The organism is Variovorax paradoxus EPS (assembly GCF_000184745.1).
Lineage (GTDB): Bacteria > Pseudomonadota > Gammaproteobacteria > Burkholderiales > Burkholderiaceae_C > Variovorax > Variovorax paradoxus_C.
On record NC_014931.1, the window covers coordinates 5,220,669 to 5,245,843 of the forward strand.

Below are 25,175 nucleotides of genomic sequence, written 5' to 3' on the forward strand. Positions count from 1 at the left end.
CAGGGCTTGGGGTCTTGCCGCGTGGCGCGCCCGTTGTCCCTGTGCTAGGCGCCGCCCGACCGGCACGCCGCCCCGCTGAATCGGCTCAGGGCTCCGTTCAGAACAGCACGCGGCTGCGGATCGTCCCGCCAACCTTCGCGAGCTTCTCCAGCGCCAGGTCGGAAGAAGCCGCGTCGATGTCCATCACCACGTAGCCGATCTTCTCGTTCGTCTGCAGGAACTGCGAGGAGATGTTGATGTGGTTGTCCGAGAAGATCTTGTTGATCTCCGACAGCACGCCCGGCACGTTCTTGTGCACGTGCAGCAGCCGGTGCTTGCCCGGGTGCGCGGGCAGCGCCACCTCGGGGAAGTTGACCGAGGACGTAGAGGTGCCGTTGTCGCTGTACTTCACCAGCTTCTCGGCCACTTCGAGCCCGATGTTGGCCTGCGCCTCCATGGTCGAGCCGCCGATGTGCGGCGTGAGGATCACGTTGTCCAATCCCCGCAGCGGCGACTGGAACTCGTCCTTGTTGCTGCGCGGCTCAACCGGGAACACGTCGATCGCGGCGCCCAGGAGCTTCTTTTCCTTCAGCGCGCCGGCCAGCGCGTCGATCTCGACCACGGTGCCGCGCGAGGCGTTGATGAGGATCGAACCCGGCTTCATGGCAGCGATCTCGGCCGCGCCGATCATCCATTGCGTGGCCTGCGTCTCGGGCACGTGCAGCGTGACGATGTCGCTCTGGCCCAGCAGCTGGTGCAGGTCGCGCACCTGACGCGCATTGCCCAGCGGCAGCTTGGTGACCACGTCGAAGAACGCCACATGCATGCCCAGCGCCTCGGCCAGCACCGACAGCTGCGCGCCGATGGAGCCGTACCCCACGATGCCCAGCGTTTTGCCGCGGATTTCGAAGGCGTTGTCGGCCGACTTTAGCCAGCCGCCGCGGTGCGCCACCGCGCTCTTCTCGGGCACGCCGCGCAGGAGCAGGATCGCTTCGGCCAGCACCAGTTCGGCCACCGAACGCGTATTCGAATAGGGGGCGTTGAACACGGCCACGCCGTGTTCGCGGGCGGCTTCCAGGTCGACCTGGTTGGTGCCGATGCAGAAGCACCCGGCCGCCACCAGCTTGTGGGCGGCGGCGAACACTTCGGCCGTCAGTTGCGTGCGCGAGCGGATGCCCAGGAAGTGAACGTCGGCGACCTTCGCCTTGAGTTCGGCGTCGGGCAAGGCACCCGGCAGCGACTCGATGTTGGTGTAGCCGGCGGCGCGCAGCACCTCCACGGCCGAGGGGTGGATGCCCTCGAGCAAGAGGAACTTGATCCTGCTTTTGTCGAGGGAGGTTTTGCTGCTCATGGCGGTCTCGCAAAGGGCCCTGGCCGTGGCGACAAGCTGGGCCAAAAAAGGGAGGGCGATGCTAGCATGGTGCGGCGCAGCATGCAGGCCCGCGACCCGCGCCGAGCTTGGTGCCAAAGGGGTTTTCCCGATTGGAAGATGACGCCGGTCCGTGCGCCAATGTGACGCGGCTGTGTCATTCACATGCCCTAGCATCCGCGCTTTCATTTTCCCTTCAGGAGTCTTCATGCGATTCAAGACGCTCGCGCTGGCATCGGCGCTGGCCGCGACCACGCTGTTCAACATGGCGCAGGCCCAGACCGAGATCCAGTGGTGGCATTCCATGACCGCCGTCAACAACGAGTGGGTCAACGACCTGGCCAAGCAGTTCAACGAGAGCCAGAAGGAATACAAGATCGTGCCGACCTTCAAGGGCACGTACGACGAATCGATGACGGCCTCCATCGCGGCCTTCCGCGCCGGCAACGCACCGCACATCCTGCAGGTGTTCGAAGTGGGCACCGCCACCATGATGGCCAGCAAGGGCGCCATCATTCCAGTCGGCCAGGTCATGAAGGACGCGGGCGAGAAGTTCGACCCGGCCGCCTACATCCCCGCCGTGGCCGGTTACTACACGGCCCCCAACGGCCAGATGCTGAGCTTCCCGTTCAACAGCTCGACCACCATCTTCTATTTCAACAAGGACGCCTTCAAGGCGGCTGGCCTCCCCACCGACAAGGCACCGTCGACCTGGCCTGAAGTGGTGGCCGCGGCCGCCAAGCTCAAGGCGAGCGGCCACAAGTGCCCGTTCACCACCGCCTGGCAGAACTGGACGCAGGTCGAGAGCTTCTCGGCCTGGCACAACGTGGAGTTCGCGAGCAAGGCCAACGGCCTGCAGGGCCTGGACGCCCGCCTGAAGGTGAACTCGCCGCTGCACCAGCGCCACATCGAGAACCTGGCCAGCATGGCCAAGCAGGGCCTGTTCATCTACAAGGGCCGCGGCAACGTGCCCGAGGCCTCGTTCGTCTCTGGCGAGTGCGCCATGATCAACACGTCGTCGGGCTTCTACGGCAACGTGGCCAAGAACGCCAAGTTCGCCTATGGCCTGGCCCCCCTGCCCTACTACCCGGACGTGCCGGGCGCACCGCAGAACACCGTGATCGGCGGCGCGAGCCTGTGGGTCATGTCGGGCAAGAAGCCGGCCGAGTACAAGGGCGTGGCCAAGTTCTTCAGCTTCATCTCGACGCCTGAAGTGCAGTCTGCCAGCCACAAGCGCACCGGCTACCTGCCGGTGACCACCGCCTCGTACAAGCTCACCGAGGACTCGGGCTTCTACAAGCAGAACCCCGGCACCGACGTGGCCGTGACGCAGATGATCCGCAAGGTCACCGACAAGAGCCGCGGCATCCGCCTGGGCAATTACGTGCAGATCCGAGCCATCGAGGACGAAGAGCTCGAACAGGTCTGGAACGGCAAGAAGACCGCCAAGGAAGCCCTGGACGCCATCGTGACCCGCGGCAACGAACAGCTGGAGCGCTTCCAGAAGGCGAACAAGAGCTAACAATTGTTAGCCGGGCCTCTGTGTCCGGCTAATATCGCCCGCCCCCGTTCGCTCTTGCACAAGGGCGAGCCGGGCGGGATTTTTTATTCAGAGGGATCATGGAAAAACGCGTTTTCTTTCGCTCGGGCTGGTTGCCCTGGCTGTTGCTGACGCCGCAAATGGCGGTGATCCTCGTGTTTTTCTTCTGGCCGGCGGGGCAGGCCATCCTGCAGTCGCTGCAGCAGCAGGATGCGTTCGGCACTTCGGTCGAATTCGTCGGGCTGCAGAACTTCAGGGAACTGTTCCACGACCCGGCGTATGCCGAGTCGTTCAAGACCACCGCGCTCTTCTCGGTGCTGGTGGCCGGCATCGGCATCAGCCTGTCGCTGATGCTCGCCGTGTTCGCCGACCGCATCGTGCGCGGCGGCATGTTCTACAAGACCATGCTGATCCTGCCCTACGCCGTGGCGCCCGCCGTGGCGGCGGTGCTGTGGGTCTTCATGTTCTCGCCCTCGCTGGGCGTGGTGGCCTATGCGCTCGGCAAGATCGGCATCAACTGGAACCACCTGCTGGACTCCGGCCACGCGATGACGCTGATCGTCATGGCCTCGGTGTGGAAGCAGATCTCCTACAACTTCCTGTTCTTCCTGGCCGGGCTGCAGTCCATTCCGAAGTCGCTGATCGAGGCCGCCGCCATCGACGGCGCGCGCCCGTGGCGCCGCTTCTGGACGGTGCAGTTCCCGCTGCTCTCGCCCACCACGTTCTTCCTCTTGGTGATCAACGTGGTCTACGCCTTCTTCGACACCTTCGCGATCGTGGATGCGGCCACGCAGGGCGGCCCGGGCAAGGACACGACCATCCTGGTCTACAAGGTCTACCACGACGGCTTCAAGGGCCTGGACCTGGGCGGCTCGGCCGCGCAGTCGGTAGTGCTGATGGTGATCGTGGTGGCGCTGACGGTGATCCAGTTCCGCTACGTCGAGAAGAAGGTGCAGTACTGACATGAAGCAACAACAAGACAAATCCGGCGGAGCACGGCATGGTTGAGAAGCGCGGAACCCACGGCATCCTGGCCCACGTCATCATGGTCCTGGGCGTACTCATCGTCGCCTTCCCGCTCTACCTGGCGTTCGTGGCCTCCACCCACACCGCGCAGGAAATCGTGCAGGCGCCGATGCCGCTCCTGCCCGGCTCGAACATCGTCGACAGCTACAAGGGCGCGCTCTTCGGGCGCGAGAACAGCGCGGGCTCCAACGCGCCGGTGGCGCACATGATGTGGGTGAGCTTCGTCACGGCCATGGTCATCGCCATCGGCAAGATTTCGATCTCGCTGCTGTCGGCCTTCGCCATCGTGTACTTCCGCTTCCCGTTCAAGAAGATCTGCTTCTGGGCGATCTTCGTGACGCTGATGCTGCCGGTGGAGGTGCGCATCCTGCCCACCTACAAGGTGCTGTCGGACCTGAACATGCTGAACACCTACGCGGGCCTCACGGTGCCGCTGATCGCGTCGGCCACGGCGACCTTCCTGTTCCGCCAGTTCTTCCTCACGGTGCCGGACGAGCTCACCGAGGCCTCGCGCATGGACGGCGCAAGCCCGATGCGCTTCTTCTTCGACGTGCTGCTGCCGCTGTCCAAGACCTCGATCGCGGCGCTGTTCGTGATCCAGTTCATCTACGGCTGGAACCAGTATCTCTGGCCGCTGCTGGCGACCACGAGCGAAGACATGTACCCGGTGGTGGTCGGCATCAAGCGAATGATTGCCGGCGGCGACGGGCAGAACGAATGGAACGTCGTGATGGCCACCGCCATCCTCGCGATGCTGCCGCCCGCGCTGGTGGTGGTGCTGATGCAAAAGTGGTTCGTCAAGGGCCTTGTGGACACTGAAAAATAAGTTATGGCTGCTCTTTCCCTACGCAACGTCATCAAGCGCTACGGCCACGGGCCGAAAGCCAACCAGGTCATCCACGGCGTGAGCGCCGAGATCGCCGACCATGAGTTCATCGTGATCGTCGGGCCCTCGGGGTGCGGCAAGTCCACGCTGCTGCGCATGGTGGCCGGCCTGGAGGAAATCTCCGCCGGCGAAATCGCCATCGGCGGCAAGGTCGTGAACCAGCTCGAGCCCTCCGAGCGCGACATCGCGATGGTGTTCCAGAACTACGCGCTCTACCCGCACATGAGCGTGTTCGCGAACATGGCCTATGGCCTGAAGATCGCCAAGGTGCCGGTGCCCGAGATCAAGGTGCGCGTGGACAAGGCCGCCAAGATCCTCGAACTGGGTCACCTGCTCGAGCGCAAGCCGCGCGAGCTTTCGGGCGGCCAGCGCCAGCGCGTGGCCATGGGCCGCGCGATCGTGCGGCAGCCTCAGGTGTTTTTGTTCGACGAGCCGCTGTCGAACCTCGACGCCAAGCTGCGCGCGCAGACCCGCCTGGAAATCCAGAAGCTGCACCGCGAGCTGGGCATCACCTCGCTGTTCGTCACGCACGACCAGGTCGAGGCGATGACGCTCGCGCAACGGATCATCGTGATGAACGGCGGCGTGATGGACCAGTTCGCGACGCCCGAAGAGGTTTACAACCGCCCCGCTACCACCTTCGTCGCAAGCTTCATCGGCTCGCCGCCGATGAACCTGCTCAAGCACGCCCCCGGCGTGCGCGCGGGCCAGATCCTGGGCATCCGCCCCGAGCACATGAAGCTCGACGAAAGCGGCTGGACGGTGCAGGTCGAGCAGGTCGAACTGCTGGGCGCGGAGCGCCTGGTGTACGGCCGCATCGGCGACGAGCAGATCATCATGCGCACCGACGAAAGCGATCACCCGCCGGTCGCCGGCGACACGGTGAAGATCGCCGCGCGCGAAGACAAGCTGCATTGGTTCGACGCCGGATCGGGCAAGCGGGCGGATTGAACGATGGCCGAACGCAGCCCCTGGCCTTATCCCCGCTGGGTCGCGCATCGCGGCGCCGGCAAGCTGGCTCCTGAGAACACGCTCGCCGCCTTCCGCTTCGGCGCGGCGCACGGCTACCGCATGTTCGAGTGCGATGCCAAGCTGAGCGCCGACGGTGTGCCGTTCCTCATGCACGACGCCACGCTCGATCGCACCACCAACGGCCACGGCATCGGCGGTGAACAGACGTGGAGCGCGCTGTCGCAGCTCGATGCGGGCGGCTGGCATTCGCGCGCCTTCGCCGGCGAGCCGCTGCCCACGCTGAAGAACCTGGCGCGCTTCTGCCTGGCCAACGGTTACCTGCTCAACATCGAGATCAAGCCGACGCCCGGCGCCGAGCGCGAAACCGGCGAGGTCGTGGCGCGCGAAGCGGCGCGCCTCTGGCAAGGCGCGGCGGTTCCTCCGTTGCTCACCTCGTTCCAGGTCGAGTCGCTGCGCGGCGCGGCCGCGGTGCAGCCCGAATTGCCGCGCGGCCTGCTGCTCGATTCGCTTCGCAAGGGCTGGCTCGAGGCGGCGCTCGATCTCGGCTGCCAGGCCGTCGTCTGCAACCACGCGCTGTGGGACGCCGGCACTGTCGCGCAAGTGCACGACGCGGGCATGCGTTCGCTGAGCTACACGGTGAACGACGACTGGGCCGCGCAACGGCTCATTGCGCTGGGCACCGACGGCATCATCACGGACAGGGTCGACCTCTTCAGCCCCGCCGGCTGACGCAGCACTTCTTACCGGCGTTTACGAAATGGCGGCTTCTATGATGCGGCCATGAATCGGACCTCTCGCCTGGCGGGCATCTGCCTCCCCGCCATCCTGGCCCTGTGGATGGTGTTGACGTGCGGCAGCGCCATCGCGCAGCCGGACGCCAGCATGGCCGCCGGCATGGCCGCCGGCAACGGCAACCCCAACAACGGTGCCAACACCGCCGCCGCGGCGCCGGCTCCCACCATCGCCGAGTTGCGCGCGGAGTTCGCCAGGATCGCCCCTGCAGGCAAGGGCGGCACCAATGCCAATGCCATCCCGGGCGCCGAGGACAATGCGCGCAAGCAGCTCACGCAGATCAACGACATCGGCGCGCAGGCCGACAAGTTCGTCGCCGCCCGCGTCGGCGACCTGGCCGACCTGAACGCGCGGCTCGGCGAACTGGGCAATCCGCCCGCCGCCGGCGCCACCGAAGACCCGAACATCACGCGTCAGCGCGCGCAGCTGACCAAGGAGCGCAATGCGCTCGATGCGGACATCCGCCTGGCCAGGCTGCTGTCGATCGACGTGCGCCAGCGCGGCACCGACCTGGTGTCACAGCGTCGCCAGCAGTTCGAGGCCGAGCTCACCAGCCGCGCCGCCTCGCCGCTCAACGGCACGTTCTGGAACGACCTGCGCGAAGCCTGGCCCGACGACCTCGCCCGGCTGCAGGCGATAGCCCTCGCGCTGGATGACGGTTTCGCGCAGGCGCTGGAGCCCGAGAACCGCACGCCGGTGATCGCCGCGCTCATTGGCGCGCTGCTGCTCGCGTGGCTGGGCGTCTGGGCGGCCGAACACGGGCTGGCGCGCCTCGCGATGCGCGTGCTGCCGGCCGGGCGGCTGCGCCGCTCGCTGCTGGTGATCGCCATCGTCGCGGCCCACGTGCTGCTGGTGGCCGTGGCCGCGCACGGCTTCGTGGAGGTGCTCAAGGCCTATGCCACCTGGGACGCGCAGGCACGCAAGGCGCTGCAGTCGGCGGCGCAGGCGCTGACTTTCATGGCATTCGTCATCGGCCTGGGGCGCGCGCTGCTCGCCACCGCCCGGCCCTCGTGGCGGCTGCCGCCCATTCCCGATGCCACGGCCGAGCGGCTGTCGGTGCTGCCGTGGCTGGTGGCGCTGGTGGCGGCGCTCGCGTGGACGCCCGCGGAGATCAACGCGCTCATCGACGCGAGCTTCGCCGCCGTGGTGGGCACGCATGTGCTGACGGCGCTGCTGCTCACCGCCTTGGTGGGCACGGTCGTCTACCGCCTGAAGGCCCTGCGCGCCGACGCGCCCGATGCCGGCCTGCCCGAGCGGCCGATGTGGGTCGGCCTGCTGGTGGCGCTGATCGGCGTGCTGATGATCGCGATCTGGGTGCTGGTGGCCGTGGGCTACGTGGCGCTCGCGAGCTTCCTGGCCTCGCAGCTCACCTGGAGCGGCATCGTGGCCGCGGCCTTCTACGTGCTGTTCAAGTTCGCCGACGACGTGTTCATGGCGCTGGTGTCGTCGCGCAGCACCTTCGGCCAGCGGCTGCAGAAGAGCTTCAACCTCGCGCCGCAGACGCTGGACCAGGCCGCCACGGTGCTCTCGGGGCTGAGCCGGGTCGGACTGTTCTTCTACATGCTGATCGCGCTCGCCGCGCCGCTGGGCACGGGGCCGGGCGAGGTGTTCCAGCGCAGCGGCAAGTTCGGCACCGGCGTGAAGGTGGGCGAGTTCCAGCTGGTGCCGGGCGCCATCCTGAGCGCCATCGCGGTGGCGGTGGTCGGCTTCATCGTGATGCGGGTGTTCAAGCGCTGGCTCGAGCGCAGCTACCTGCCCAACACGCAGCTCGAGCCGGGCATGCAGAGCTCGATCACCACGCTGCTGGGCTACGTGGGCGGCATCCTGGTGATCGCGTTCGCGCTCTCAGCCCTGGGCATCGGCATCGAGCGCATCGCGTGGGTGGCGAGTGCGCTGTCGGTGGGTATCGGCTTCGGGCTGCAGGCGATCGTGCAGAACTTCATCTCGGGGCTGATCCTGCTGGCCGAGCAGCCGGTGAAGGTGGGCGACTGGGTGGTGCTGGGCACGGCCGAGGGCGACGTGCGGCGCATCAACGTGCGCGCCACCGAGATCGTGCTGGGCGACCGCTCCACGCTGATCGTGCCGAACTCGGAGTTCATCACCAAGACGGTCCGCAATATGACGCTCTCCAATGCAGAGGGCCGCGTGCTGATTCGCCTGCCGATGCCGCTGACGACCGATGCGCAGCGCGTGCGCGAGCTGATCCTCGAAGCCTGCCGCGCGCACGAAGGGGTGCTGGAAACGCCTGCGCCGTCGCTCACGCTGGAGGGCATCGAGAACGGGCTCTTGATCTTCCAGGCCATCGCCTACGTGGCGAGCCCGCGGCTGGCGGGCGGCGTGCGCAGCGATTTGCTGTTCGCGATCCTCGACGAACTGAAGAAAGCCGCGCTGCCGATGGCAACGCCGACCACCTTCATGATGGCGCCCGCCGAGCCCGCCGCGGCCGCCCCGGCGCCCGCGACGCAGAACTCGCCGATCCCCGGCATGCCGACCTGAGGCTCATCACTCCAGCGGCAGCGCCGTGGTGCACTTGATCTCGTTCAGGCACACGCTGGACCGCACGGCCGACACGCCGGGCATGTGCATCAGCGTGTGCATCAGGAACTGCGAGAGCGACTCCAGGTCGCGCGCGACCACTTTCAGCACGTAGTCGAAGTCGCCGGTCACCGAGTAGCACTCCAGGATCTGCTTCAGGTCGGCGATCAGGTCCTGGAACTTGGGCAGCTCGTCGACGTGGCCCCGCGCCATGGTCACGTGGATGAAGGCGATCACGCCGAGGCCGACGTGGCGCGCGTTCAGGTGCGCCGCGTAGCCGTTGATGAGGCCCAGCTCCTCCAACCGTCGGTGGCGCCGCATGCACTGCGCGGGCGACAGGTTGGCAACCTCCGACAGCTCGAGGTTGGTGGCGCGGCCGTGCACCTGTAAGTGGTCAAGAATCCGCCTGTCGATCCGGTCAAGTTCGATCTCGTGCAATTTCATCTCTTGCATCCTCCAATAGATGCAATTATGTTTCCTAAAGCGGGGTAAGCCCGATCCGTCCATGCACCTTAATTGTGCAAAGTACGATCTAGACTTCGAAGCTGCCGGGACTGCACACGCAGTTTCCCGACGCCGCTGAATTCCCCGCCCCGGCGCACGCCGGCGGCCTCCTCCTCAGACATTCCCATCCCCACCCGGAGACCCTCACGTGAAAAACGCCTTGCTTCGCACCCCTTTCAGCGCTGTCGCCCTGGCCTTCGGCATGCTGGCCGCCGCGCCTTCGTTCGCGGCCGAGACCAAGTCCGTGGCGGTGACCGCCATCGTCGAGCACCCGGCACTCGATGCGGTGCGCGACGGCGTGAAGGCCGAGCTCAAGGCGGCCGGCTACGAAGAAGGCAAGAACCTCAAGTTCACCTACCAGAGCGCGCAGGGCAACGTGGGCACCGCCGCCCAGATCGCCCGCAAGTACGTGGGCGATGCGCCCGACGTGATCGTCGCCATCGCCACGCCGTCGGCGCAGGCCGTGGTGGCCTCCACCAAGACGATTCCGGTCGTGTACTCGGCCATCACCGATCCGGTGGCCGCCAGGCTGGTGAAGAACTGGGAAGCCACCGGCACCAACGTGACCGGCGTGTCGGACCTCTCGCCGCTCGAAAAGCACATCGGCCTCATCAAGCAGGTGGTGCCGAACGCCAAGCGCATTGGCGTGATCTACAGCCCCGGTGAAGCCAATTCGGTGGCGATCGTCGCCTCGCTCAAGAAGGCCGCGGCCGATGCTGGCATGACCGTGGTCGAAGCCGCCGCCGCCCGCACCGTGGACGTGCCGACCGCCGCGCAGAGCCTGGTGGGCAAGGCCGACGTGATCTACACGCCGACCGACAACAACGTGGTCTCGGCCTTCGAAGGCATCGTGAAGGTCGCCCAGCAGGCCAAGCTGCCGGTGGTGGCGGCCGACACGGCCACCGTCGAGCGCGGCGCAGTGGCGGCCCTCGGCCTGAACTACAACGACATCGGCCGCCAGACCGGCAAGATCGTCGTGCGCATCCTGAAGGGCGAGAAGCCCGGCACCATCGCCTCGCAGACCAGCACCAACTTCGAGTTGGTGGTGAACCCCACCGCCGCCAAGGCGCAGGGCGTGACGCTGTCCGAATCGCTCTTGAAGAGCGCCAAGGTCGTGGCCACGAAGTAAGAAGCGCGCTTCTTTATGTCGCTCATCGCTTCGCTGGGCGCTATCGAGATCGGTCTGATATTCGGACTGGTCGCGTTGGGCGTCTTCATGTCGTTTCGCATCATCAACTTCCCCGACCTCACGGTGGACGGCAGCTTTCCGCTGGGCGCCGCCGTGGCCGCGATGCTGATCGTCCTCGGTTGGAATCCGGTGGCCGCCACCGCGGTCGCCTGCGTGGCGGGCGCCGCTGCGGGCTGGGTCACGGCGTGGCTCAACGTCAAGCTCAAGATCATGCAGTTGCTCGCGAGCATCCTGGTGATGATCGCGCTGTACTCCATCAACCTGCGTGTGATGGGCAAGCCCAACGTGGCGCTGATCACCGAGCCGACCGTGTTCACCATGGTCGACTTCGGCGGCATGCCCGAGCAATGGGCCAAGCCGCTGTTGCTGCTCTTCATCGTGATCGTCGCGAAGATCGTGGTCGACATGTTCTTCGCCTCCGAAGCGGGCCTCGCGATGCGCGCCACCGGCGGCAACGCCCGAATGGCGCGCGCGCAAGGCATTTCGACCGACTTCCACACGATGGCGGGCCTGGCGCTCTCCAACGCGTTGGTGGCGCTGGCCGGCGCGCTGTTCGCGCAGAGCCAGGGCACGGCCGATATCTCGATGGGCGTGGGCACGATCGTGATCGGCCTGGCCGCGGTGATCATCGGCGAGACGCTGCTGCCGGCGCGCAGCATGGTGATCACCACGCTGGCCTGCGTGCTGGGTGCGCTGCTCTACCGCTTCTTCATCGCGATGGCGCTCAATACCGATTTCATGGGCCTGCAGGCACAGGACCTGAACCTGGTGACCGCCGTGCTGGTTGCAGTCGCGCTGCTGATCCCTGCTTACAAGCGCAAGCTGCGCGGACTCTTCAAGGGGAAGAACTGATGCTGCGCGCTCAAAACCTGGAGATGACCTTCAACCCGGGCACGCCGATCGAGAACCGCGTGCTGCGCGGGCTCAGCCTGGAAATTCCGACCGGCCAGTTCGTCACCGTGATCGGCTCGAACGGCGCGGGCAAGTCGACCTTTCTGAATGCAGTGAGCGGCGATCTGATCGTCGACAAGGGCAGTATCGAGATCGACGGCAAGGACGTGACCCGCATGAACGCCTGGCAGCGCTCGGGCATGGTGGCCCGCGTGTTCCAGGACCCGATGGCCGGCACCTGCGAGGCGCTGACCATCGAGGAGAACATGGCGCTGGCATGGAAGCGCGGCGAGCGTCGCGGCTTCGGCTTTTCGCTCAACCGGGGCCTGCGCGAGTTGTTCCGCGAGAAGCTGTCGATTCTCAAGCTGGGTCTGGAAAACCGGCTGGCCGACCGCATCGGCCTGCTCTCGGGCGGGCAGCGGCAGGCGGTGAGCCTCTTGATGGCGTCGCTCAAGCCCTCGCGCATCCTGCTGCTGGACGAGCACACGGCAGCGCTGGACCCGAAGACCGCCGCCTTCGTGCTGGAGCTGACCGCCAAGATCGTCGAAGGCAGCCAGCTCACCGCGATGATGGTGACGCACAGCATGCGGCAGGCGCTGGACTACGGTTCGCGCACCGTCATGCTGCACGAGGGTCAGGTGATCCTCGACGTGGCCGGGCCGGAGCGTTCGGGCCTCGATGTGCCCGACCTCTTGCGAATGTTCGAGCAGACGCGCGGCGAGAAGCTCGACGACGACAAGCTGCTGCTGGCCTGATGGCGGTCGTGGCAGGCGCTGTCTTCGTGCGTGCGATGCGCGCCGACGATCTGGACGCGGTGCTCGCGATCCAGCTCGCCTGCTACGGCGCGGGCTTCGTGGAAGACGGTGCGTTGATTGCGCGGCGGTTGGCTGCGGCGCCGGAGACGGGGTGGGTGGCTGGGCACGCGGGGAAGGTCAAGGCCTATCTGGCGGCCTACCCCTCGGTCGCCGGCAAGCTCACGGCGCTGCATGGCGAGTTCGAGGTCGCAGCGGACGCCGACACGCTGTACCTGCACGACCTGGCAGTGCACCCGGCCGCTTCGGGGCTGGGCCTCGGGCCGCGACTGGTGCGCCATGCGTGGGCACACGCGGCCAAGGCCGGCTGGCGGCAATCGACGCTGGTGTCGGTGCAGGCGTCGGTCGGCTTCTGGGAGCGGCAAGGCTATGCGGCGATGCAGCCGGCAGATCCGGCGCAGCAAGCCCGGCTCGCGACCTATCCCGGCACGTCGTTCTACATGGCCCGCCGGCTGGCCTGATCAGCGGCGCCAGCCGCGCATCGCGAGCCATTGCACGGTGCCGCAGACTGCCACGAGCGCGGCATAGGTCGTCATCACTCCGTCCCGCCCGAACACCACCAGGCCGACGACAAGGACGCCGACGCCGGTCCCGAAGGTGATCGCCCATTGCACCCACCAGCGCGGAACGCCAGCGCGACGCCCGCCCAGGAAGCGGCTCGCCAAAGCCAGCACCAGGGCGACAAACGCGGCGGGTGCCACAAAATTAAGCAGGTGATTGAGGAGGGCCAGCAGGTCCATCGGAGAGGGTTGGGAGGGGGCGCCACCATGTGGCGAAGGTTATGGCTGTTATAGGGAAAGCCATTTGTCCCTCGGCAAGCCCCGGGCCGCTGCTGATTTTATAATCACGCGCATGTCTGTCTGGGCTCTCGGCTTGAACCACACGACCGCGCCGCTCGATCTGCGCGGTCGTTTTGCGTTTGCGCTCGATCAGATCGCCCCGACGCTGCAGAGCCTGCGCAGCTCCTTCCCCAGCAGCCGCCACCCGCAGGTGGAAGCCGCAATCATCTCGACCTGCAACCGCACCGAGATCTACTGCGCCTCCGAACACATCGCCCTCGACCACACCTTCGGCTGGCTGGCCGAAAGCGGCGGCGTGGCGCCCACCCTGCTGCGCTCCCACGCCTACACACTGCACGACGACGAGGCTGCGCGCCATGTCTTCCGCGTGGCCAGCGGGCTCGATTCGATGGTGCTCGGCGAGGCCCAGATCCTCGGCCAGATGAAAGACGCGGTGCGCGCGGCCGAGAACGTCGGCGCCCTGGGCACCACGCTCAACCAGCTGTTCCAGCGCTCGTTCGCCGTCGCGAAAGAAGTGCGCACGGCCACCGAGATCGGTGCGCATTCCATCAGCATGGCCGCCGCGGCCGTGCGGCTGGCCGGACAACTCTTCGAAGACCTGCGCAAGACGCGCGTGCTGTTCGTCGGCGCGGGCGAAATGATCGACCTCGCGGTGACGCACTTCGCGGCCAAGGAGCCGAAGTCCATCGCCATCGCCAACCGCACGCTGGAACGCGGCGAAAAGCTCGCCACGCGCTTCGGCGGCGAGGCGATGCGGCTGGCCGACCTGCCGGCGCGGCTCGCCGAATTCGACATCGTGGTGAGCTGCACCGCGAGCACGCTGCCGATCATCGGCCTGGGCGCCGTCGAGCGCGCACTCAAGGCACGCAAGCACCGCCCGATCTTCATGGTCGACCTGGCCGTGCCGCGCGACATCGAGCCCGAAGTGAAGGCGCTGGAAGACGTCTACCTCTACACCGTCGACGACCTCGCGCACGTGGTGCAGCAGGGCCAAGCCAACCGCCAAGCGGCGGTGGCGCAAGCCGAAGTCATCATCGATGCCGGCGTGCAGAGCTTCATGCACTGGCTGGGTCAGCGCAGCACGGTGCCGCTGATCCAGCAGCTCAATGCGCAGGCCGACGAATGGCGCGCCGCCGAGATGGCGCGCGCCCGCAAGCTGCTGGCCAAGGGTGAATCGGTCGATGCGGTGCTCGAGGCGATGTCGCGCGGGCTTACGCAAAAGATGATGCACGGCGCCATGGCCGAGCTGCACTCGGGCGATGCCGCATCGCGCGAGCAGACCGCGCAGACGATCTCCCGGCTGTTCCTGCGCAAAGAGCGTTAGCGACGCTCGTCAGCGGCCCGGCCCTGCGTGCCGCGGCCTCCCTGCGCCCTGCCGCTGCACGCGGCATTCATCTCCCATTTTCCCGAGTTCCTTCTTCCGTGAAATCCTTTCTTCGCCATCAACTCGAACGCTACGTCCAGCGCCTGGGCGAGCTCGACTTCCTGCTCTCGCGCGAAGACATCATGAGCGACATGGCGCAGTACCGCACCATCTCGCGTGAGCACGCCGAGATCACGCAGATCGCCGGCCGCTACGAGCGCTACAGGCAGCGCGAGGCGGATATCGCCGGTGCGAAGGAAATGCTCGACGATCCGGACATGGCCGAGATGGCGCGCGAAGAAATCGCGGGCGCCGAGGCCGAGCTGGTGCAGCTCGAAGAAGAGCTGCAGCGCCTCTTGCTGCCCAAGGACCCCGACGACGCACGCAACGCCTTCATGGAAATCCGCGCCGGCACGGGGGGCGACGAATCGGCCCTCTTCGCGGGCGACCTGCTGCGCATGTACACGCGCTACTGCGAACGCGCGGGCCTGCGCTGCGAAATCGTGAGCGAGAGCGCGAGCGAACTCGGCGGCTACAAGGAAGTGGTGATCCGCATCGTCGGCGACGAGGTCTTCGGCAAGCTGCGTTTCGAATCGGGCGGCCACCGCGTGCAGCGCGTGCCGGCCACCGAAACCCAGGGCCGCATCCACACCAGCGCCTGCACGGTCGCCGTGCTGGCCGAGCCCGACGAAACCGTGGCGGTGCAGATCAACCCCGCGGACCTGCGCATCGACACTTACCGCGCGAGCGGCGCCGGTGGCCAGCACATCAACAAGACCGACTCGGCCGTGCGCATCACGCACATCCCGACCGGCATCGTGGCCGAGTGCCAGGACGACCGCAGCCAGCACCGCAACAAAGCCAAGGCGCTGCAGGTGCTGTCGGCGCGCATCCAGGAAAAAGACCGCAGCGAGCGCGCCGCCAAGGACGCGGCAATGCGCAAGGGGCTGATCGGCAGCGGCGACCGCTCGGACCGCATCCGTACCTACAACTTCCCGCAGGGGCGGCTCACCGACCACCGGATCAACCTGACGCTCTACAAGCTGCTGGCGATCATGGAAGGCGACCTCGGCGATGTGCTGGAAGCGCTGCGCGCCGCGCGCGAGGCCGAGCAACTGGCCGAGCTGGAATCGAGCCTTCCCGCGTGATGACCGAATCCACCGCACCGTCAACCGTGGCGCAGGCGCTGGCCGCGGCCGCGGCGCTGGGCGTCGATCGGCTCGATGCGCAGTTGCTTCTGCTCCATGCGCTGGGCCGCGCGCCGCACGACCGCGCCTGGCTGCTCGCGCACGACACCGATGCCATGTCCGATGCCGCATGGGTGGCGCTTGCGGCGCAACTGTCGCGCCGCCTGACGGGCGAACCGGTGGCCTATCTGCTCGGCACGAAGGAATTCCACGGCCTCGACCTGCAAGTGGACGCGCGGGTGCTGGTGCCTCGCCCGGACACCGAGACGCTGGTCGACTGGGCCCTCCAATGCCTCGAAGACCGCAACGCACCCCGCGTGCTCGACCTCGGCACGGGCAGCGGCGCGATCGCGCTGGCGCTGCAGCATGCGCGCCCGGATGCACAGGTCGATGCGGTCGATGCCAGCGCCGACGCGCTCGCCGTCGCAGAGGCCAACGCCCGGCGCCTCGGCCTCCCGGTTCGCTTTGCCCTGGCCCACTGGCTCGACGGTGCCGCCGACGGCTACACGGCCATCGCCAGCAACCCGCCGTACATCGCCGCCAACGATCCGCATCTGCCCGCGCTGCGGCACGAGCCCTCCTCCGCGCTGGTCGCGGGCGCCGACGGGCTCGACGACATCCGCCAGATCGTCCAGAACGCCCCCGATCACCTCGCCGAGGGCGGCTGGCTGCTGCTCGAACACGGCCACGACCAGGCCGCCGCCGTGCGCCAATTGCTCGAATACCGCGGCTTCGCAGAAGTCCAAAGCCGGGACGACCTGGCAGGCATCCAGCGCTGCTCGGGCGGAATCTGGCGCTCGGTGAAATAATCCCCTTCAGCCCCCACTTTTCAGGAGTTCCCATGTCCGACGCCCAGCAACGCATCGACGACCTCGTCAAAACCAACGAACTCGTGCTCTTCATGAAGGGCAATGCCAGCTTCCCGATGTGCGGTTTCTCGGGCCGCGCGATCCAGATCCTCAAGGCCGTGGGCGTCGACACCAAGACGCTCAAGACCGTCAACGTGCTCGAAGACGACGGCATCCGCCAGGGCATCAAGGAATACAGCAACTGGCCCACGATTCCCCAGCTCTACGTGAAGGGCGAATTCGTCGGCGGCTCGGACATCATGATGGAGATGTACGAGTCGGGCGAACTGCAACAGGTGCTGAACGGCAACCCCGCCTGATTCCCCGAGGCTTGCCATGAGCCACGATCACGCGGACCACGGCCACTCGCATGAGGGCGATGAAACCCCGGCCTGGAAGCACGACGGCGTGCGCGTGATCGGCGCCAACCAGCTCGACGTCAACACGGCGCAGACGCCCGGCATGAACCGGGCAGCCGCCATCAACTTCGCCCGCGTGGGCGCCCAGAAGCTCTGGGCCGGCACGGTGACCATCCATGCCGATGCCAAGACCGGCGCCCATCACCACGGGCACCTCGAATCGGTGATCTACGTCGTGCGCGGCCGGGCCCGCATGCGGTGGGGCGAGAAGCTCGAGTTCACCGCCGAAGCCGGACCGGGCGACTTCATCTACGTGCCGCCTTTTGTGCCGCACCAGGAAATCAACGCCAGCGCGACCGAGACGCTCGAATGCGTGCTGTGCCGCAGCGATGGCGAGGCGGTGGCAGTGAACCTCGACATCGAGCCTGTAGAGAAACCCGAATCGGTCCTGTGGGTCGACCCGACCCACCCGCACGGCGGCGTCTGAGGGGTTTTCGCGGGCCGAGTCATGGCACCATGGCACTCTTCGCCGTGCCACCATGAACCTCACCCAAAGCCTGCTCATCATCGTCTTGCTGATCGCGATGAGCGCGTTCTTCTCCCTTGCCGAAATCACCCTGGCCGCCTCGCGGCGTCTTCGCCTGCGCCAGATGGCCGACGAGGGCGATCCACGGGCCGAGCGCGTGCTGCGCGTGCAGGAGCAGCCGGGCCATTACTTCACCGTCGTGCAGATCGGCCTCAACGCGGTGGCGATCCTCGGCGGCGTCGTCGGCGAGGGCTCGCTGAGCCCCTACTTCGCGCGTTTCTTCGAGAGCTGGCTGAGCGTGGAAGCGTCTGCGAACGTGGCCTTCCTGTGCTCCTTCGTGATCGTGATCGCGGTGTTCCTGGTGTTCGCCGACCTCTTCCCCAAGCGCCTCGGCATGAGCGACCCGGAGCGCATTGCGGTGCGCATGGTCGGGCCGATGCTGGTGCTGATCACCACCTTCAAGCCGCTCGTGTGGTTCTTCACGCGTTGCACCGACCTGCTGTTCAAAGTGCTCGGCATGCCGATGGCGCGCGACGACAAGATCACCTCGGCCGACATCCTCGCGATGACCGAAGCCGGCGCGCGGGCCGGCGTGCTCGCGGTGCGCGAGCAGCAGGTGATCGCCAACGTGTTCGAGCTCGACACGCGGCTCGTGAGCAGCGTGATGACGGCGCGCGAGAGCATCGCCTGGTTCCTGCACGACGACCCCGAGTCGGTGCTGCGCGCGCGCATCGTGGCCGAGCCGTTTTCGGCCTATCCGGTGTGCGATGGCGATATCGACCATGTGCTCGGCTATGTCGATGCCAAGGAGATGTTCCAGCGCGTGCTGAGCGGCCAGCCGCTCGCGTTCGACCAGGGCCTCACGCTGCACAAGGCGCTGGTGATTCCCGACCGGCTCTCGCTGACCGAGGTGCTCGAACAGTTCCAGCAGGCGCATGAAGACTTCGCGATCATCGTCAACGAATACAGCCTCGTGGTCGGCGTGATCACGCTCAACGACGTGATGAGCACGGTGATGGGCGACCTCGTGACGATGCCCGACGAGGAGCAGATCGTGAAGCGCGACGAGAACTCGTGGCTGATCGACGGCATCACGCCGATCCAGGACGTGCAGCGCGCGCTGCAGATCGACGAGCTGCCGCATTCGGAAGAGTACGAAACGCTCGCGGGGTTTTTGATGGTGATGCTGCGCCGCGTGCCCAAGCGGACGGACAGCGTTGCCTGGGGCGGCTACACCTTCGAGGTGATGGACGTCGACAGCTACCGCATCGACCAGGTGATGGTCACAAAAACCTAGCTCGAAGTCCTGGCGCGCCCCGCTGGGCAGGGCCGCTTTCGCCTATTCGCGAAAGTGAGATTCAAGCTGCCGAACGGTCCTTCTCGCGCTCGCGGTCTCTTTCGCGTTCTCGCGCCTTGTCGTCGTAGGCCCAGAGCCGCTGGTTCGCGAACACGGCGTTCGGATACGGCGACTTGCCGCGGCTGCCGTTGTAGCGGCCGAGGGTCATGTACAGGTCGCCGTTCTCGCGGTCGAGGTAGTGGCGCAGGATCACGCAGCCAAAGCGCAGGTTGGTCTGCATGTGAAAGAGCTTGGCCGAGTCGCTGTCGCCGATCACGCGTGTCCAGAACGGCATCACCTGCATGTAGCCGCGCGCACCGGCGCTCGACACCGCGAACTTGCGGAAGTTGCTCTCGACCTGCACCAGCCCGAGCACCAGGCTCACGTCGAGCCCCGAGCGCTTGGCTTCGTACCAGGCGGTCTGCAGGAATTCCTTGCGCGAGGGCCAGTCGGCGATCTTCTTCTTGAGCCGCTCGCTCATTTCGCCGAGCCAGCGCAGGTAGGCCAGGCGCGCCTCGGTGGTCGTGAACTCGGGCACCGGCGGCGCCTTGTTGTGGATCGCCGAACTCAGCGCGGTGCGTACCGAGTCGATCAAGGGCTCTTCGATCTGTGCGCCGGCGAAAGCGGTCTGCGGCAGCGCCGCCAGCGACAGAACGCCCGAAGCCGCGGCAACACCAAGGCACTTGCGCCGCGAGATGGCTGTGCCATCCGCCGTAGCGGTTGCCCCTGGGTCGTCGTTGCAACGGCCGGTGAAGCTCATGCAGCGAGCTTGCCGGCGATGAAGTCGGCGATGTCGGCCGACGGCACCTTCGTCGCAGCCGTGTCGCGGCGATGCTGGTATTCGAGTTGGCCTTCCTTCAGGCCACGGTCGGAAATGACCACGCGGTGCGGCACGCCGATCAGTTCCCAGTCGGCGAACATCGCGCCGGGGCGCTCGCCGCGGTCGTCCAGCAGCACGTCGACACCCTTGGCGAGCAGTTCTTCGTAGAGCGCTTCGGCGGACACCTTGACCTCGGGGCTGCGGTCCATGCCGATCGGGCAGACGACCACGGTGAACGGCGCCAGCGCGTCGGGCCAGATGATCCCGCGCTCGTCGTGGTTCTGTTCGATGGCGGCGGCCGGCAGGCGGGTGATGCCGATGCCGTAGCAGCCCATCTCGAGGAACTGCGGCTTGCCGCCTTCATCGAGGTACGTGGCGTTCATGTCCTTGCTGTACTTGGTGCCCAGCACGAAGACGTGGCCGACCTCGATGCCGCGCTCGATGGCCAGCACGCCCTTGCCGTCGGGCGAGGCATCGCCCGCCACCACGTTGCGCAGGTCCGCCACGATTTCCGGCTCGGGCAGGTCGCGGCCCCAGTTGACGCCGGTCATGTGGAAGTCGACTTCGTTGGCGCCAGTGATCCAGTCGGCCAGCACGGCAGCCTCGCGGTCGGCAACCAGCTTGACTGGCTTCTTGAGGTTCAGCGGGCCGAGGTAGCCGGGCTTGCAGCCGAAGTGCTCGTCGATCTCGGCGAGGGTCGCAAAGCGGAATCCTTGGTCAAGGCCCGGCACCTTGCTGACCTTGATCTCGTTCATGTCGTGGTCGCCGCGCAGGAGCAGCAGCCAGACCTGCGAACCCTTCGGGTTGCCGGCCTCATCGACGATATCGGTGGCCAGCACCAGCGACTTGATGGTGGTCGCGAGCGGCACGCCGAGCAGCTCGGCCACGTCGGCACAGGTGCTCTTGCCGGGGGTCGGCGTCTTCTCGAGCGCCTTGGCGGCTGCGGGGCGCGGACCGGCCGGAGCGAGCGCTTCGGCCTTTTCCATGTTGGCGGCGTAATTGCTGTCGGGGCAGTAGACGATGGCGTCTTCGCCCGTGGCGGCGATCACCTGGAACTCTTCGCTCAGGTCGCCGCCGATGGCGCCGCTGTCGGCCGCCACAGCGCGGTAGCGGAGACCAAAACGGTCGAAGATGTTGCGATACGCCTGCGCCATGATCTGGTAGCTGGCCTTGGCCGCGTCGAGGTCGCGGTCGAAGCTGTAGGCGTCCTTCATGATGAATTCGCGCCCGCGCATCAGGCCGAAGCGCGGACGGCGTTCGTCGCGGAACTTGGTCTGGATCTGGTAGAAATTCTTCGGCAGCTGCTTGTAGCTGCGGATTTCCTGGCGCGCGATGTCGGTCACCACTTCTTCGCTGGTGGGCTGGATCACGAAGTCGCGGTCATGCCGGTCCTTGATGCGCAAGAGCTCGGGGCCCATCTTCTCGAAGCGGCCGGTCTCCTGCCAGAACTCGGCCGGCTGAACCACCGGCATCGTGAGCTCGATGGCGCCGGCGCGGTTCATTTCTTCCCGAACGATCGCCTCGACCTTGCGGATCACGCGCAGGCCCATCGGCATGTAGGTGTAGATGCCCGTGCCGAGCTTCTTGATCATGCCGGCCCGCATCATCAGCCGGTGGCTCGCCACCTCGGCATCGGCGGGCGCTTCCTTGAGGGTGGAGACAAAAAATCGGGAAGCTTTCATCGGGATCGTGGTGATGGAATCGCTGGATTCGACGTTCGGAAGTGGGGAACTGCTCCCCCGGAGAGACCCTGAGAGACTGGCATCGCGCTTGCCGAGGGCAACCCGGCATGCATAATCGACTCAGTTCAAAAATTGGGGTTTGATTATGCTCGACCGGGACGGCTTCAGGCCCAACGTCGGCATCATCCTGCTCAACCAGAGAAACCAGGTTTTCTGGGGCAAACGCATACGCACGCATTCCTGGCAGTTTCCGCAAGGCGGCATAGACCGCGGCGAAAGTCCCGAGCAAGCCATGTTCCGGGAACTGCACGAGGAAGTGGGGCTCCATCCGGAGCATGTGCGCATCGTGGCCCGTACCCGCGACTGGTTGCGCTACGAGGTGCCGGATCGGTTCATCCGCCGTGACGCACGGGGCCACTACAAGGGCCAGAAACAAATCTGGTATCTGCTGCAACTCGTCGGCCACGACTGGGATCTCAACCTGCGTGCAACCGACCATCCCGAATTCGACGCCTGGCGCTGGCATGACTACTGGGTGCCGCTCGACGTTGTCGTCGAGTTCAAGCGCGGCGTCTACGAGATGGCGCTCACCGAGCTTGCTCGCTACCTGCCACGGCAGGATTTCCGCAACCGCTTTCTGCGCAGCAACGTGCGCGCCCGAGAATTCGAGCGCCATTCGCTGGACGCCGGAGCTCCCGCGGGTCTGGACTTGCCGCCCGGCGGCAGTTTCGATCCGCATCCCGACATTCCTTCTGCGAGCGATGAACCTTCTCTTCCCAACGACACGCACGGCAAAGCGCCCTTCTTTCCGACGCAACGCTGAGCGCGTCCTGCTGCTTGCGTGCTTCGGCATCCTCGCCGGCTGCGCCTCCGGCAAGTACGACACCGACAACCCCGACTGGGCACAGGCGGGTTCTGCGCCTCCTCCCAAGCGGTCCGAGACGGACAAGGAATGGGAAGAAACAGCAGCACCACCGCCGCCGGCCTTCAGCGAAAGCCGTCTGCTGCCGATCGAGATGCCCCCGTACATGACCCTTAAGTTCGGCATCGATCCGGCAACGATCACGATCACGCCCGATGGCATCGTGCGCTACGTGGTGGTGGCCAGCAACCGCAGCGGCGGCGCCGTCAATGCCTTCTACGAAGGCGTACGTTGCTCGACTGCCGAGATGAAGAGCTATGCGCGCTACAACAGCGGCGCATGGCAGGAAGTGAAGAAGCAGGAATGGAAGCGCATCAACGACCTGAACTCGCGCTACACGATGGCGTTGTCCCGCCAAGGAATCTGCCGCGGCAACGCGCCGCGCAGTTCGGTCGGGGACATGGTGCAGAACATTCGCAATCCGATTCGCGAACTGCAATAAGCAGCAAATCAATGCCGAGATGAACGAACGGGGCCTCAGGGCCCCGTTTTACTTTGCCGATCAGCTGGGCATCAGCACCATGTTGTCGCGGTGGACCATCTCAGGCTCAGCGACGTAGCCCAGCAGGCGCTCGAACTCGGCAGACGGCTTGCGGCACAAGAGCCGCGCCTCGACGCTCGAATAGTTGGCCAGGCCCCGGGCCAGTTCGACGCCATCTGCATCGCGCACCGCGATAACGTCGCCGCGCGAAAACTCGCCCGACACGCCAGTCATGCCGATGGGCAGCAGGCTCTTGCCTTCGGCGCGCACCTTGGCGGCGGCGCCTGCATCGACGACGACAGCGCCACGCAGTTGCAGGTGATCCGCCATCCAGCGCTTGCGCGCCTGGTGCTTGGCCGTCTGCGCGACCAGCAGCGTGCCGATCGATTCGCCGCGCGTCAGGCGCAGCAAGGCGTCGGCCTCGCGGCCCCACGCGATCACGGTCGATGCGCCCGAACCGGCCGCGCGCTTGGCCGCAAGGATCTTGGTGATCATCCCGCCGCGGCCGATGCTGGAGCCCGCCCCCCCCGCCATGGCCTCGAGTGCCGGATCGCCGGCTGCCGCTTCATGCACGAACTTCGCGTCCGGGTCCTTGCGCGGATCGGCCGTGTAGAGGCCCTTCTGGTCCGTGAGGATGATCAGCGCATCGGCTTCGACCAGGTTGGCCACGAGCGCACCTAGCGTATCGTTGTCGCCGAACTTGATCTCGTCGTTGACGACGGTGTCGTTCTCGTTGATGACCGGCACCACGCCCAGGCGCAGCAGCGTGACGAGTGTCGAGCGCGCGTTGAGGTAGCGCTCACGGTCGGCGAGGTCGGCGTGGGTCAGCAGGACCTGGGCGCTGCCGATTTCGTTCTCGCGCAGCTTGGTCTCGTACATCTGGGCCAGGCCCATCTGGCCGACGGCCGCAGCGGCCTGGAGTTCATGAATCTCGTGGGGGCGGGTGCGCCAGCCGAGACGCTTCATGCCTTCGGCGATGGCGCCGCTGGACACCATCACGACCTCTCGCCCGTCGCGCACCAGTTGCGCGAGCTGTCGGCACCACTCACCGATGGCCGCCTCGTCGAGACCGCGCCCCTCGTTGGTCACGAGGCTGGAACCCACCTTGACGACGATACGGCGGGCATCCCGCAAGGCAGTGGATCCGGAATTCGAGGTCATTGAGGGGTGTCGCGGTCGTAAATGCTGCTGCTGATTCTGCTATCTAAGGAAGGGCATCGATTTCGATGCCATGCCGCACTCAGGCCGGATCGGGCGGGAGGGGGACAAAACGCGGATCGACCTCGACCGGCTCCTGTTCCGCCACCTGCTGGGCCTTGACCTGCTGGTAGACAGCCTGCACCAGATGCTCGCAGCCCTCGCGCGTGAGCGCCGATATCTCGAACACCGGGCCCTTGAAACGCAGGCGCTTGACGAAATCCTTGACCAGCGCCGCGCGCTCGTCGCCGGGCACCATGTCGAGCTTGTTCAGCACCAGCCAGCGCGGCTTGTCGTACAGCGCCGCGTCGTACTTTTTCAGCTCGCCCACGATGGCCTTGGCCTGGGCGACCGGGTCGATGGCGTCGTCGAACGGCGCCATGTCGACTACATGCAGCAGCAGCCGGGTGCGCTGGAGATGGCGCAGGAAGAGGTGGCCGAGGCCGGCGCCTTCGGATGCACCCTCGATCAGGCCGGGCAGGTCCGCCACCACGAAGCTTTGCTCCGGACCAACGCGCACAACGCCGAGATTCGGATGCAGCGTGGTGAAGGGATAGTCCGCGATGCGTGGCCGCGCGTTCGAGATGGCGCTGATCAGCGTCGACTTGCCCGCATTCGGCATGCCGAGCAGGCCAACGTCGGCAAGCACCTTCAGTTCGAGCTTCAGGCTTTTCTTTTCACCGGGCCAGCCGGGCGTCTTCTGGCGCGGCGCACGGTTGATGGCACTCTTGAAGCGCATGTTGCCGAAGCCGCCGTCGCCGCCCTTGGCAATGGTGATGACTTCGCCTTCGGTCAGGAGCTCATACAGCACTTCGCCCGTTTCGGCGTCGCTGATGATCGTGCCGACCGGCACCTTGAGCGTGATGTCGTCGCCGGCCGCGCCGAACATGTCGGAGCCCATGCCGTGCTCGCCGCGCTTGGCTTCGTGCCGGCGCGAATAGCGGAAATCGACCAGGGTGTTGAGGTTCGAGTCGGCCACCGCGAACACGTGGCCGCCGCGGCCGCCATCGCCGCCGTTGGGGCCGCCGAATTCCTTGTACTTCTCATGACGGAACGACACGCAGCCGTTGCCGCCATCGCCGGCAGCGATGTCGATGAAGGCTTCGTCGACGAACTTCATGGGATGTCCAGTTTACAAATGAAGAAGCCCCGGCAAAGC

25 protein-coding genes are annotated in these 25,175 nt (G+C 66.3%); 18 read left to right on the top strand and 7 right to left on the bottom strand.

Annotated elements, in window-relative coordinates:
* Positions 1 to 97: 97 nt before the first annotated feature.
* The gene (serA, locus tag VARPA_RS23960) at positions 98 to 1,330 is read right to left on the bottom strand and encodes a phosphoglycerate dehydrogenase (RefSeq protein ID WP_013543173.1); all 1,233 of its coding nucleotides are present in this window, start codon (positions 1,328 to 1,330) and stop codon (positions 98 to 100) included.
* Positions 1,331 to 1,556: 226 nt separating this feature from the next.
* Between serA and ugpB the strand changes: the two genes are divergently transcribed.
* The 6 genes from ugpB (at position 1,557) to VARPA_RS23990 (ending at position 9,060) form a co-directional block, all read left to right on the top strand.
* Positions 1,557 to 2,870 (top strand): sn-glycerol-3-phosphate ABC transporter substrate-binding protein UgpB, encoded by a 1,314-nt coding sequence (gene ugpB / locus VARPA_RS23965; protein ID WP_013543174.1) that lies wholly within the window; start codon positions 1,557 to 1,559, stop codon positions 2,868 to 2,870.
* A 98-nt stretch (positions 2,871 to 2,968) separates the two neighbouring features.
* Positions 2,969 to 3,850, top strand: a complete 882-nt coding sequence (ugpA, locus tag VARPA_RS23970; RefSeq protein WP_013543175.1) for a sn-glycerol-3-phosphate ABC transporter permease UgpA — start codon at positions 2,969 to 2,971, stop codon at positions 3,848 to 3,850.
* 38 nt (positions 3,851 to 3,888) lie between these two features.
* Entirely contained in the window at positions 3,889 to 4,740 is an 852-nt protein-coding gene (gene ugpE / locus VARPA_RS23975) for a sn-glycerol-3-phosphate ABC transporter permease UgpE (RefSeq protein ID WP_013543176.1), read from the top strand.
* A 3-nt stretch (positions 4,741 to 4,743) separates the two neighbouring features.
* Positions 4,744 to 5,751, top strand: coding sequence for a sn-glycerol-3-phosphate ABC transporter ATP-binding protein UgpC (gene ugpC / locus VARPA_RS23980; protein ID WP_013543177.1), 1,008 nt, complete (start codon positions 4,744 to 4,746; stop codon positions 5,749 to 5,751).
* A 3-nt stretch (positions 5,752 to 5,754) separates the two neighbouring features.
* Entirely contained in the window at positions 5,755 to 6,501 is a 747-nt protein-coding gene (ugpQ, locus tag VARPA_RS23985) for a glycerophosphodiester phosphodiesterase (RefSeq protein WP_013543178.1), read from the top strand.
* A gap of 51 nt (positions 6,502 to 6,552) precedes the next feature.
* Complete coding sequence (locus VARPA_RS23990) at positions 6,553 to 9,060, top strand: DUF3772 domain-containing protein (RefSeq protein ID WP_013543179.1); 2,508 nt, start codon at positions 6,553 to 6,555, stop codon at positions 9,058 to 9,060.
* A gap of 6 nt (positions 9,061 to 9,066) precedes the next feature.
* On the opposite strand, the gene VARPA_RS23995 is transcribed toward VARPA_RS23990, so the two are convergent.
* On the bottom strand, positions 9,067 to 9,537 hold the full coding sequence (locus VARPA_RS23995) for an Lrp/AsnC family transcriptional regulator (protein WP_144299149.1): 471 nt from the start codon (positions 9,535 to 9,537) through the stop codon (positions 9,067 to 9,069).
* A gap of 268 nt (positions 9,538 to 9,805) precedes the next feature.
* Between VARPA_RS23995 and VARPA_RS24000 the strand changes: the two genes are divergently transcribed.
* Genes VARPA_RS24000 through VARPA_RS24015 form a run of 4 tightly spaced genes read left to right on the top strand, consistent with a single transcriptional unit; the run spans position 9,806 to position 12,956 of the window.
* Positions 9,806 to 10,732 (top strand): ABC transporter substrate-binding protein, encoded by a 927-nt coding sequence (locus tag VARPA_RS24000; RefSeq protein ID WP_049794551.1) that lies wholly within the window; start codon positions 9,806 to 9,808, stop codon positions 10,730 to 10,732.
* Positions 10,733 to 10,747: 15 nt separating this feature from the next.
* Positions 10,748 to 11,644, top strand: coding sequence for an ABC transporter permease (locus VARPA_RS24005; protein ID WP_013543182.1), 897 nt, complete (start codon positions 10,748 to 10,750; stop codon positions 11,642 to 11,644).
* On the top strand, positions 11,644 to 12,438 hold the full coding sequence (locus VARPA_RS24010) for an ABC transporter ATP-binding protein (protein ID WP_013543183.1): 795 nt from the start codon (positions 11,644 to 11,646) through the stop codon (positions 12,436 to 12,438). The genes VARPA_RS24005 and VARPA_RS24010 overlap by 1 nt, the downstream gene beginning before the upstream one ends.
* Entirely contained in the window at positions 12,438 to 12,956 is a 519-nt protein-coding gene (locus VARPA_RS24015; protein WP_013543184.1) for a GNAT family N-acetyltransferase, read from the top strand. The genes VARPA_RS24010 and VARPA_RS24015 overlap by 1 nt, the downstream gene beginning before the upstream one ends.
* On the opposite strand, the gene VARPA_RS24020 is transcribed toward VARPA_RS24015, so the two are convergent.
* On the bottom strand, positions 12,957 to 13,235 hold the full coding sequence (locus VARPA_RS24020) for a hypothetical protein (protein ID WP_013543185.1): 279 nt from the start codon (positions 13,233 to 13,235) through the stop codon (positions 12,957 to 12,959).
* A gap of 112 nt (positions 13,236 to 13,347) precedes the next feature.
* Between VARPA_RS24020 and hemA the strand changes: the two genes are divergently transcribed.
* The 6 genes from hemA (at position 13,348) to VARPA_RS24050 (ending at position 18,875) form a co-directional block, all read left to right on the top strand.
* Positions 13,348 to 14,619, top strand: a complete 1,272-nt coding sequence (gene hemA / locus VARPA_RS24025; RefSeq protein WP_013543186.1) for a glutamyl-tRNA reductase — start codon at positions 13,348 to 13,350, stop codon at positions 14,617 to 14,619.
* Positions 14,620 to 14,717: 98 nt separating this feature from the next.
* Complete coding sequence (prfA, locus tag VARPA_RS24030; RefSeq protein WP_013543187.1) at positions 14,718 to 15,806, top strand: peptide chain release factor 1; 1,089 nt, start codon at positions 14,718 to 14,720, stop codon at positions 15,804 to 15,806.
* Positions 15,806 to 16,654, top strand: a complete 849-nt coding sequence (prmC, locus tag VARPA_RS24035; RefSeq protein ID WP_013543188.1) for a peptide chain release factor N(5)-glutamine methyltransferase — start codon at positions 15,806 to 15,808, stop codon at positions 16,652 to 16,654. The genes prfA and prmC overlap by 1 nt, the downstream gene beginning before the upstream one ends.
* 32 nt (positions 16,655 to 16,686) lie before the next feature.
* The gene (gene grxD, locus VARPA_RS24040) at positions 16,687 to 17,013 is read left to right on the top strand and encodes a Grx4 family monothiol glutaredoxin (protein WP_013543189.1); all 327 of its coding nucleotides are present in this window, start codon (positions 16,687 to 16,689) and stop codon (positions 17,011 to 17,013) included.
* A gap of 16 nt (positions 17,014 to 17,029) precedes the next feature.
* Positions 17,030 to 17,539, top strand: coding sequence for a cupin domain-containing protein (locus tag VARPA_RS24045; protein WP_013543190.1), 510 nt, complete (start codon positions 17,030 to 17,032; stop codon positions 17,537 to 17,539).
* A 52-nt stretch (positions 17,540 to 17,591) separates the two neighbouring features.
* Complete coding sequence (locus VARPA_RS24050; RefSeq protein WP_013543191.1) at positions 17,592 to 18,875, top strand: hemolysin family protein; 1,284 nt, start codon at positions 17,592 to 17,594, stop codon at positions 18,873 to 18,875.
* Between the two features lie 61 nt (positions 18,876 to 18,936).
* On the opposite strand, the gene VARPA_RS24055 is transcribed toward VARPA_RS24050, so the two are convergent.
* The gene (locus VARPA_RS24055) at positions 18,937 to 19,674 is read right to left on the bottom strand and encodes a lytic transglycosylase domain-containing protein (protein ID WP_013543192.1); all 738 of its coding nucleotides are present in this window, start codon (positions 19,672 to 19,674) and stop codon (positions 18,937 to 18,939) included.
* The gene (locus tag VARPA_RS24060; RefSeq protein ID WP_013543193.1) at positions 19,671 to 21,416 is read right to left on the bottom strand and encodes a proline--tRNA ligase; all 1,746 of its coding nucleotides are present in this window, start codon (positions 21,414 to 21,416) and stop codon (positions 19,671 to 19,673) included. The genes VARPA_RS24055 and VARPA_RS24060 overlap by 4 nt, the downstream gene beginning before the upstream one ends.
* 145 nt (positions 21,417 to 21,561) lie before the next feature.
* Here VARPA_RS24060 and VARPA_RS24065 point away from each other — a divergent pair, with 145 nt between their 5' ends.
* Positions 21,562 to 22,239: an RNA pyrophosphohydrolase gene (locus VARPA_RS24065; RefSeq protein ID WP_013543194.1), complete on the top strand. Its 678-nt coding sequence runs from the start codon at positions 21,562 to 21,564 to the stop codon at positions 22,237 to 22,239.
* On the top strand, positions 22,178 to 22,780 hold the full coding sequence (locus VARPA_RS24070) for a CNP1-like family protein (RefSeq protein ID WP_013543195.1): 603 nt from the start codon (positions 22,178 to 22,180) through the stop codon (positions 22,778 to 22,780). Before VARPA_RS24065 ends, VARPA_RS24070 begins: the two co-directional genes overlap by 62 nt.
* 60 nt (positions 22,781 to 22,840) lie before the next feature.
* On the opposite strand, the gene proB is transcribed toward VARPA_RS24070, so the two are convergent.
* Both proB and cgtA read right to left on the bottom strand, forming a co-directional pair.
* The gene (proB, locus tag VARPA_RS24075; RefSeq protein ID WP_041943027.1) at positions 22,841 to 23,980 is read right to left on the bottom strand and encodes a glutamate 5-kinase; all 1,140 of its coding nucleotides are present in this window, start codon (positions 23,978 to 23,980) and stop codon (positions 22,841 to 22,843) included.
* A gap of 79 nt (positions 23,981 to 24,059) precedes the next feature.
* Positions 24,060 to 25,136, bottom strand: coding sequence for an Obg family GTPase CgtA (gene cgtA / locus VARPA_RS24080; RefSeq protein WP_013543197.1), 1,077 nt, complete (start codon positions 25,134 to 25,136; stop codon positions 24,060 to 24,062).
* Between the last annotated feature and the right edge of the window lie 39 nt (positions 25,137 to 25,175).

Bases quoted from the DNA above. Each gene is read 5' to 3' on its own strand.
- VARPA_RS23990 (WP_013543179.1), top strand. From the start codon at position 6,553: ATGAATCGGACCTCTCGCCTGGCGGGCATCTGCCTCCCCGCCATCCTG.
- ugpB (WP_013543174.1), top strand. From the start codon at position 1,557: ATGCGATTCAAGACGCTCGCGCTGGCATCGGCGCTGGCCGCGACCACG.
- VARPA_RS24045 (WP_013543190.1), top strand. From the start codon at position 17,030: ATGAGCCACGATCACGCGGACCACGGCCACTCGCATGAGGGCGATGAA.
- VARPA_RS24060 (WP_013543193.1), bottom strand. From the start codon at position 21,416: ATGAAAGCTTCCCGATTTTTTGTCTCCACCCTCAAGGAAGCGCCCGCC.
- serA (WP_013543173.1), bottom strand. From the start codon at position 1,330: ATGAGCAGCAAAACCTCCCTCGACAAAAGCAGGATCAAGTTCCTCTTG.
- ugpQ (WP_013543178.1), top strand. From the start codon at position 5,755: ATGGCCGAACGCAGCCCCTGGCCTTATCCCCGCTGGGTCGCGCATCGC.
- VARPA_RS24005 (WP_013543182.1), top strand. From the start codon at position 10,748: ATGTCGCTCATCGCTTCGCTGGGCGCTATCGAGATCGGTCTGATATTC.
- VARPA_RS24015 (WP_013543184.1), top strand. From the start codon at position 12,438: ATGGCGGTCGTGGCAGGCGCTGTCTTCGTGCGTGCGATGCGCGCCGAC.
- prmC (WP_013543188.1), top strand. From the start codon at position 15,806: ATGACCGAATCCACCGCACCGTCAACCGTGGCGCAGGCGCTGGCCGCG.
- proB (WP_041943027.1), bottom strand. From the start codon at position 23,980: ATGACCTCGAATTCCGGATCCACTGCCTTGCGGGATGCCCGCCGTATC.
- ugpC (WP_013543177.1), top strand. From the start codon at position 4,744: ATGGCTGCTCTTTCCCTACGCAACGTCATCAAGCGCTACGGCCACGGG.
- VARPA_RS24020 (WP_013543185.1), bottom strand. From the start codon at position 13,235: ATGGACCTGCTGGCCCTCCTCAATCACCTGCTTAATTTTGTGGCACCC.
- VARPA_RS24010 (WP_013543183.1), top strand. From the start codon at position 11,644: ATGCTGCGCGCTCAAAACCTGGAGATGACCTTCAACCCGGGCACGCCG.
- ugpA (WP_013543175.1), top strand. From the start codon at position 2,969: ATGGAAAAACGCGTTTTCTTTCGCTCGGGCTGGTTGCCCTGGCTGTTG.
- VARPA_RS24055 (WP_013543192.1), bottom strand. From the start codon at position 19,674: ATGAGCTTCACCGGCCGTTGCAACGACGACCCAGGGGCAACCGCTACG.
- VARPA_RS24065 (WP_013543194.1), top strand. From the start codon at position 21,562: ATGCTCGACCGGGACGGCTTCAGGCCCAACGTCGGCATCATCCTGCTC.
- VARPA_RS24000 (WP_049794551.1), top strand. From the start codon at position 9,806: ATGCTGGCCGCCGCGCCTTCGTTCGCGGCCGAGACCAAGTCCGTGGCG.
- VARPA_RS24070 (WP_013543195.1), top strand. From the start codon at position 22,178: ATGAACCTTCTCTTCCCAACGACACGCACGGCAAAGCGCCCTTCTTTC.
- ugpE (WP_013543176.1), top strand. From the start codon at position 3,889: ATGGTTGAGAAGCGCGGAACCCACGGCATCCTGGCCCACGTCATCATG.
- grxD (WP_013543189.1), top strand. From the start codon at position 16,687: ATGTCCGACGCCCAGCAACGCATCGACGACCTCGTCAAAACCAACGAA.
- VARPA_RS24050 (WP_013543191.1), top strand. From the start codon at position 17,592: ATGAACCTCACCCAAAGCCTGCTCATCATCGTCTTGCTGATCGCGATG.
- hemA (WP_013543186.1), top strand. From the start codon at position 13,348: ATGTCTGTCTGGGCTCTCGGCTTGAACCACACGACCGCGCCGCTCGAT.
- cgtA (WP_013543197.1), bottom strand. From the start codon at position 25,136: ATGAAGTTCGTCGACGAAGCCTTCATCGACATCGCTGCCGGCGATGGC.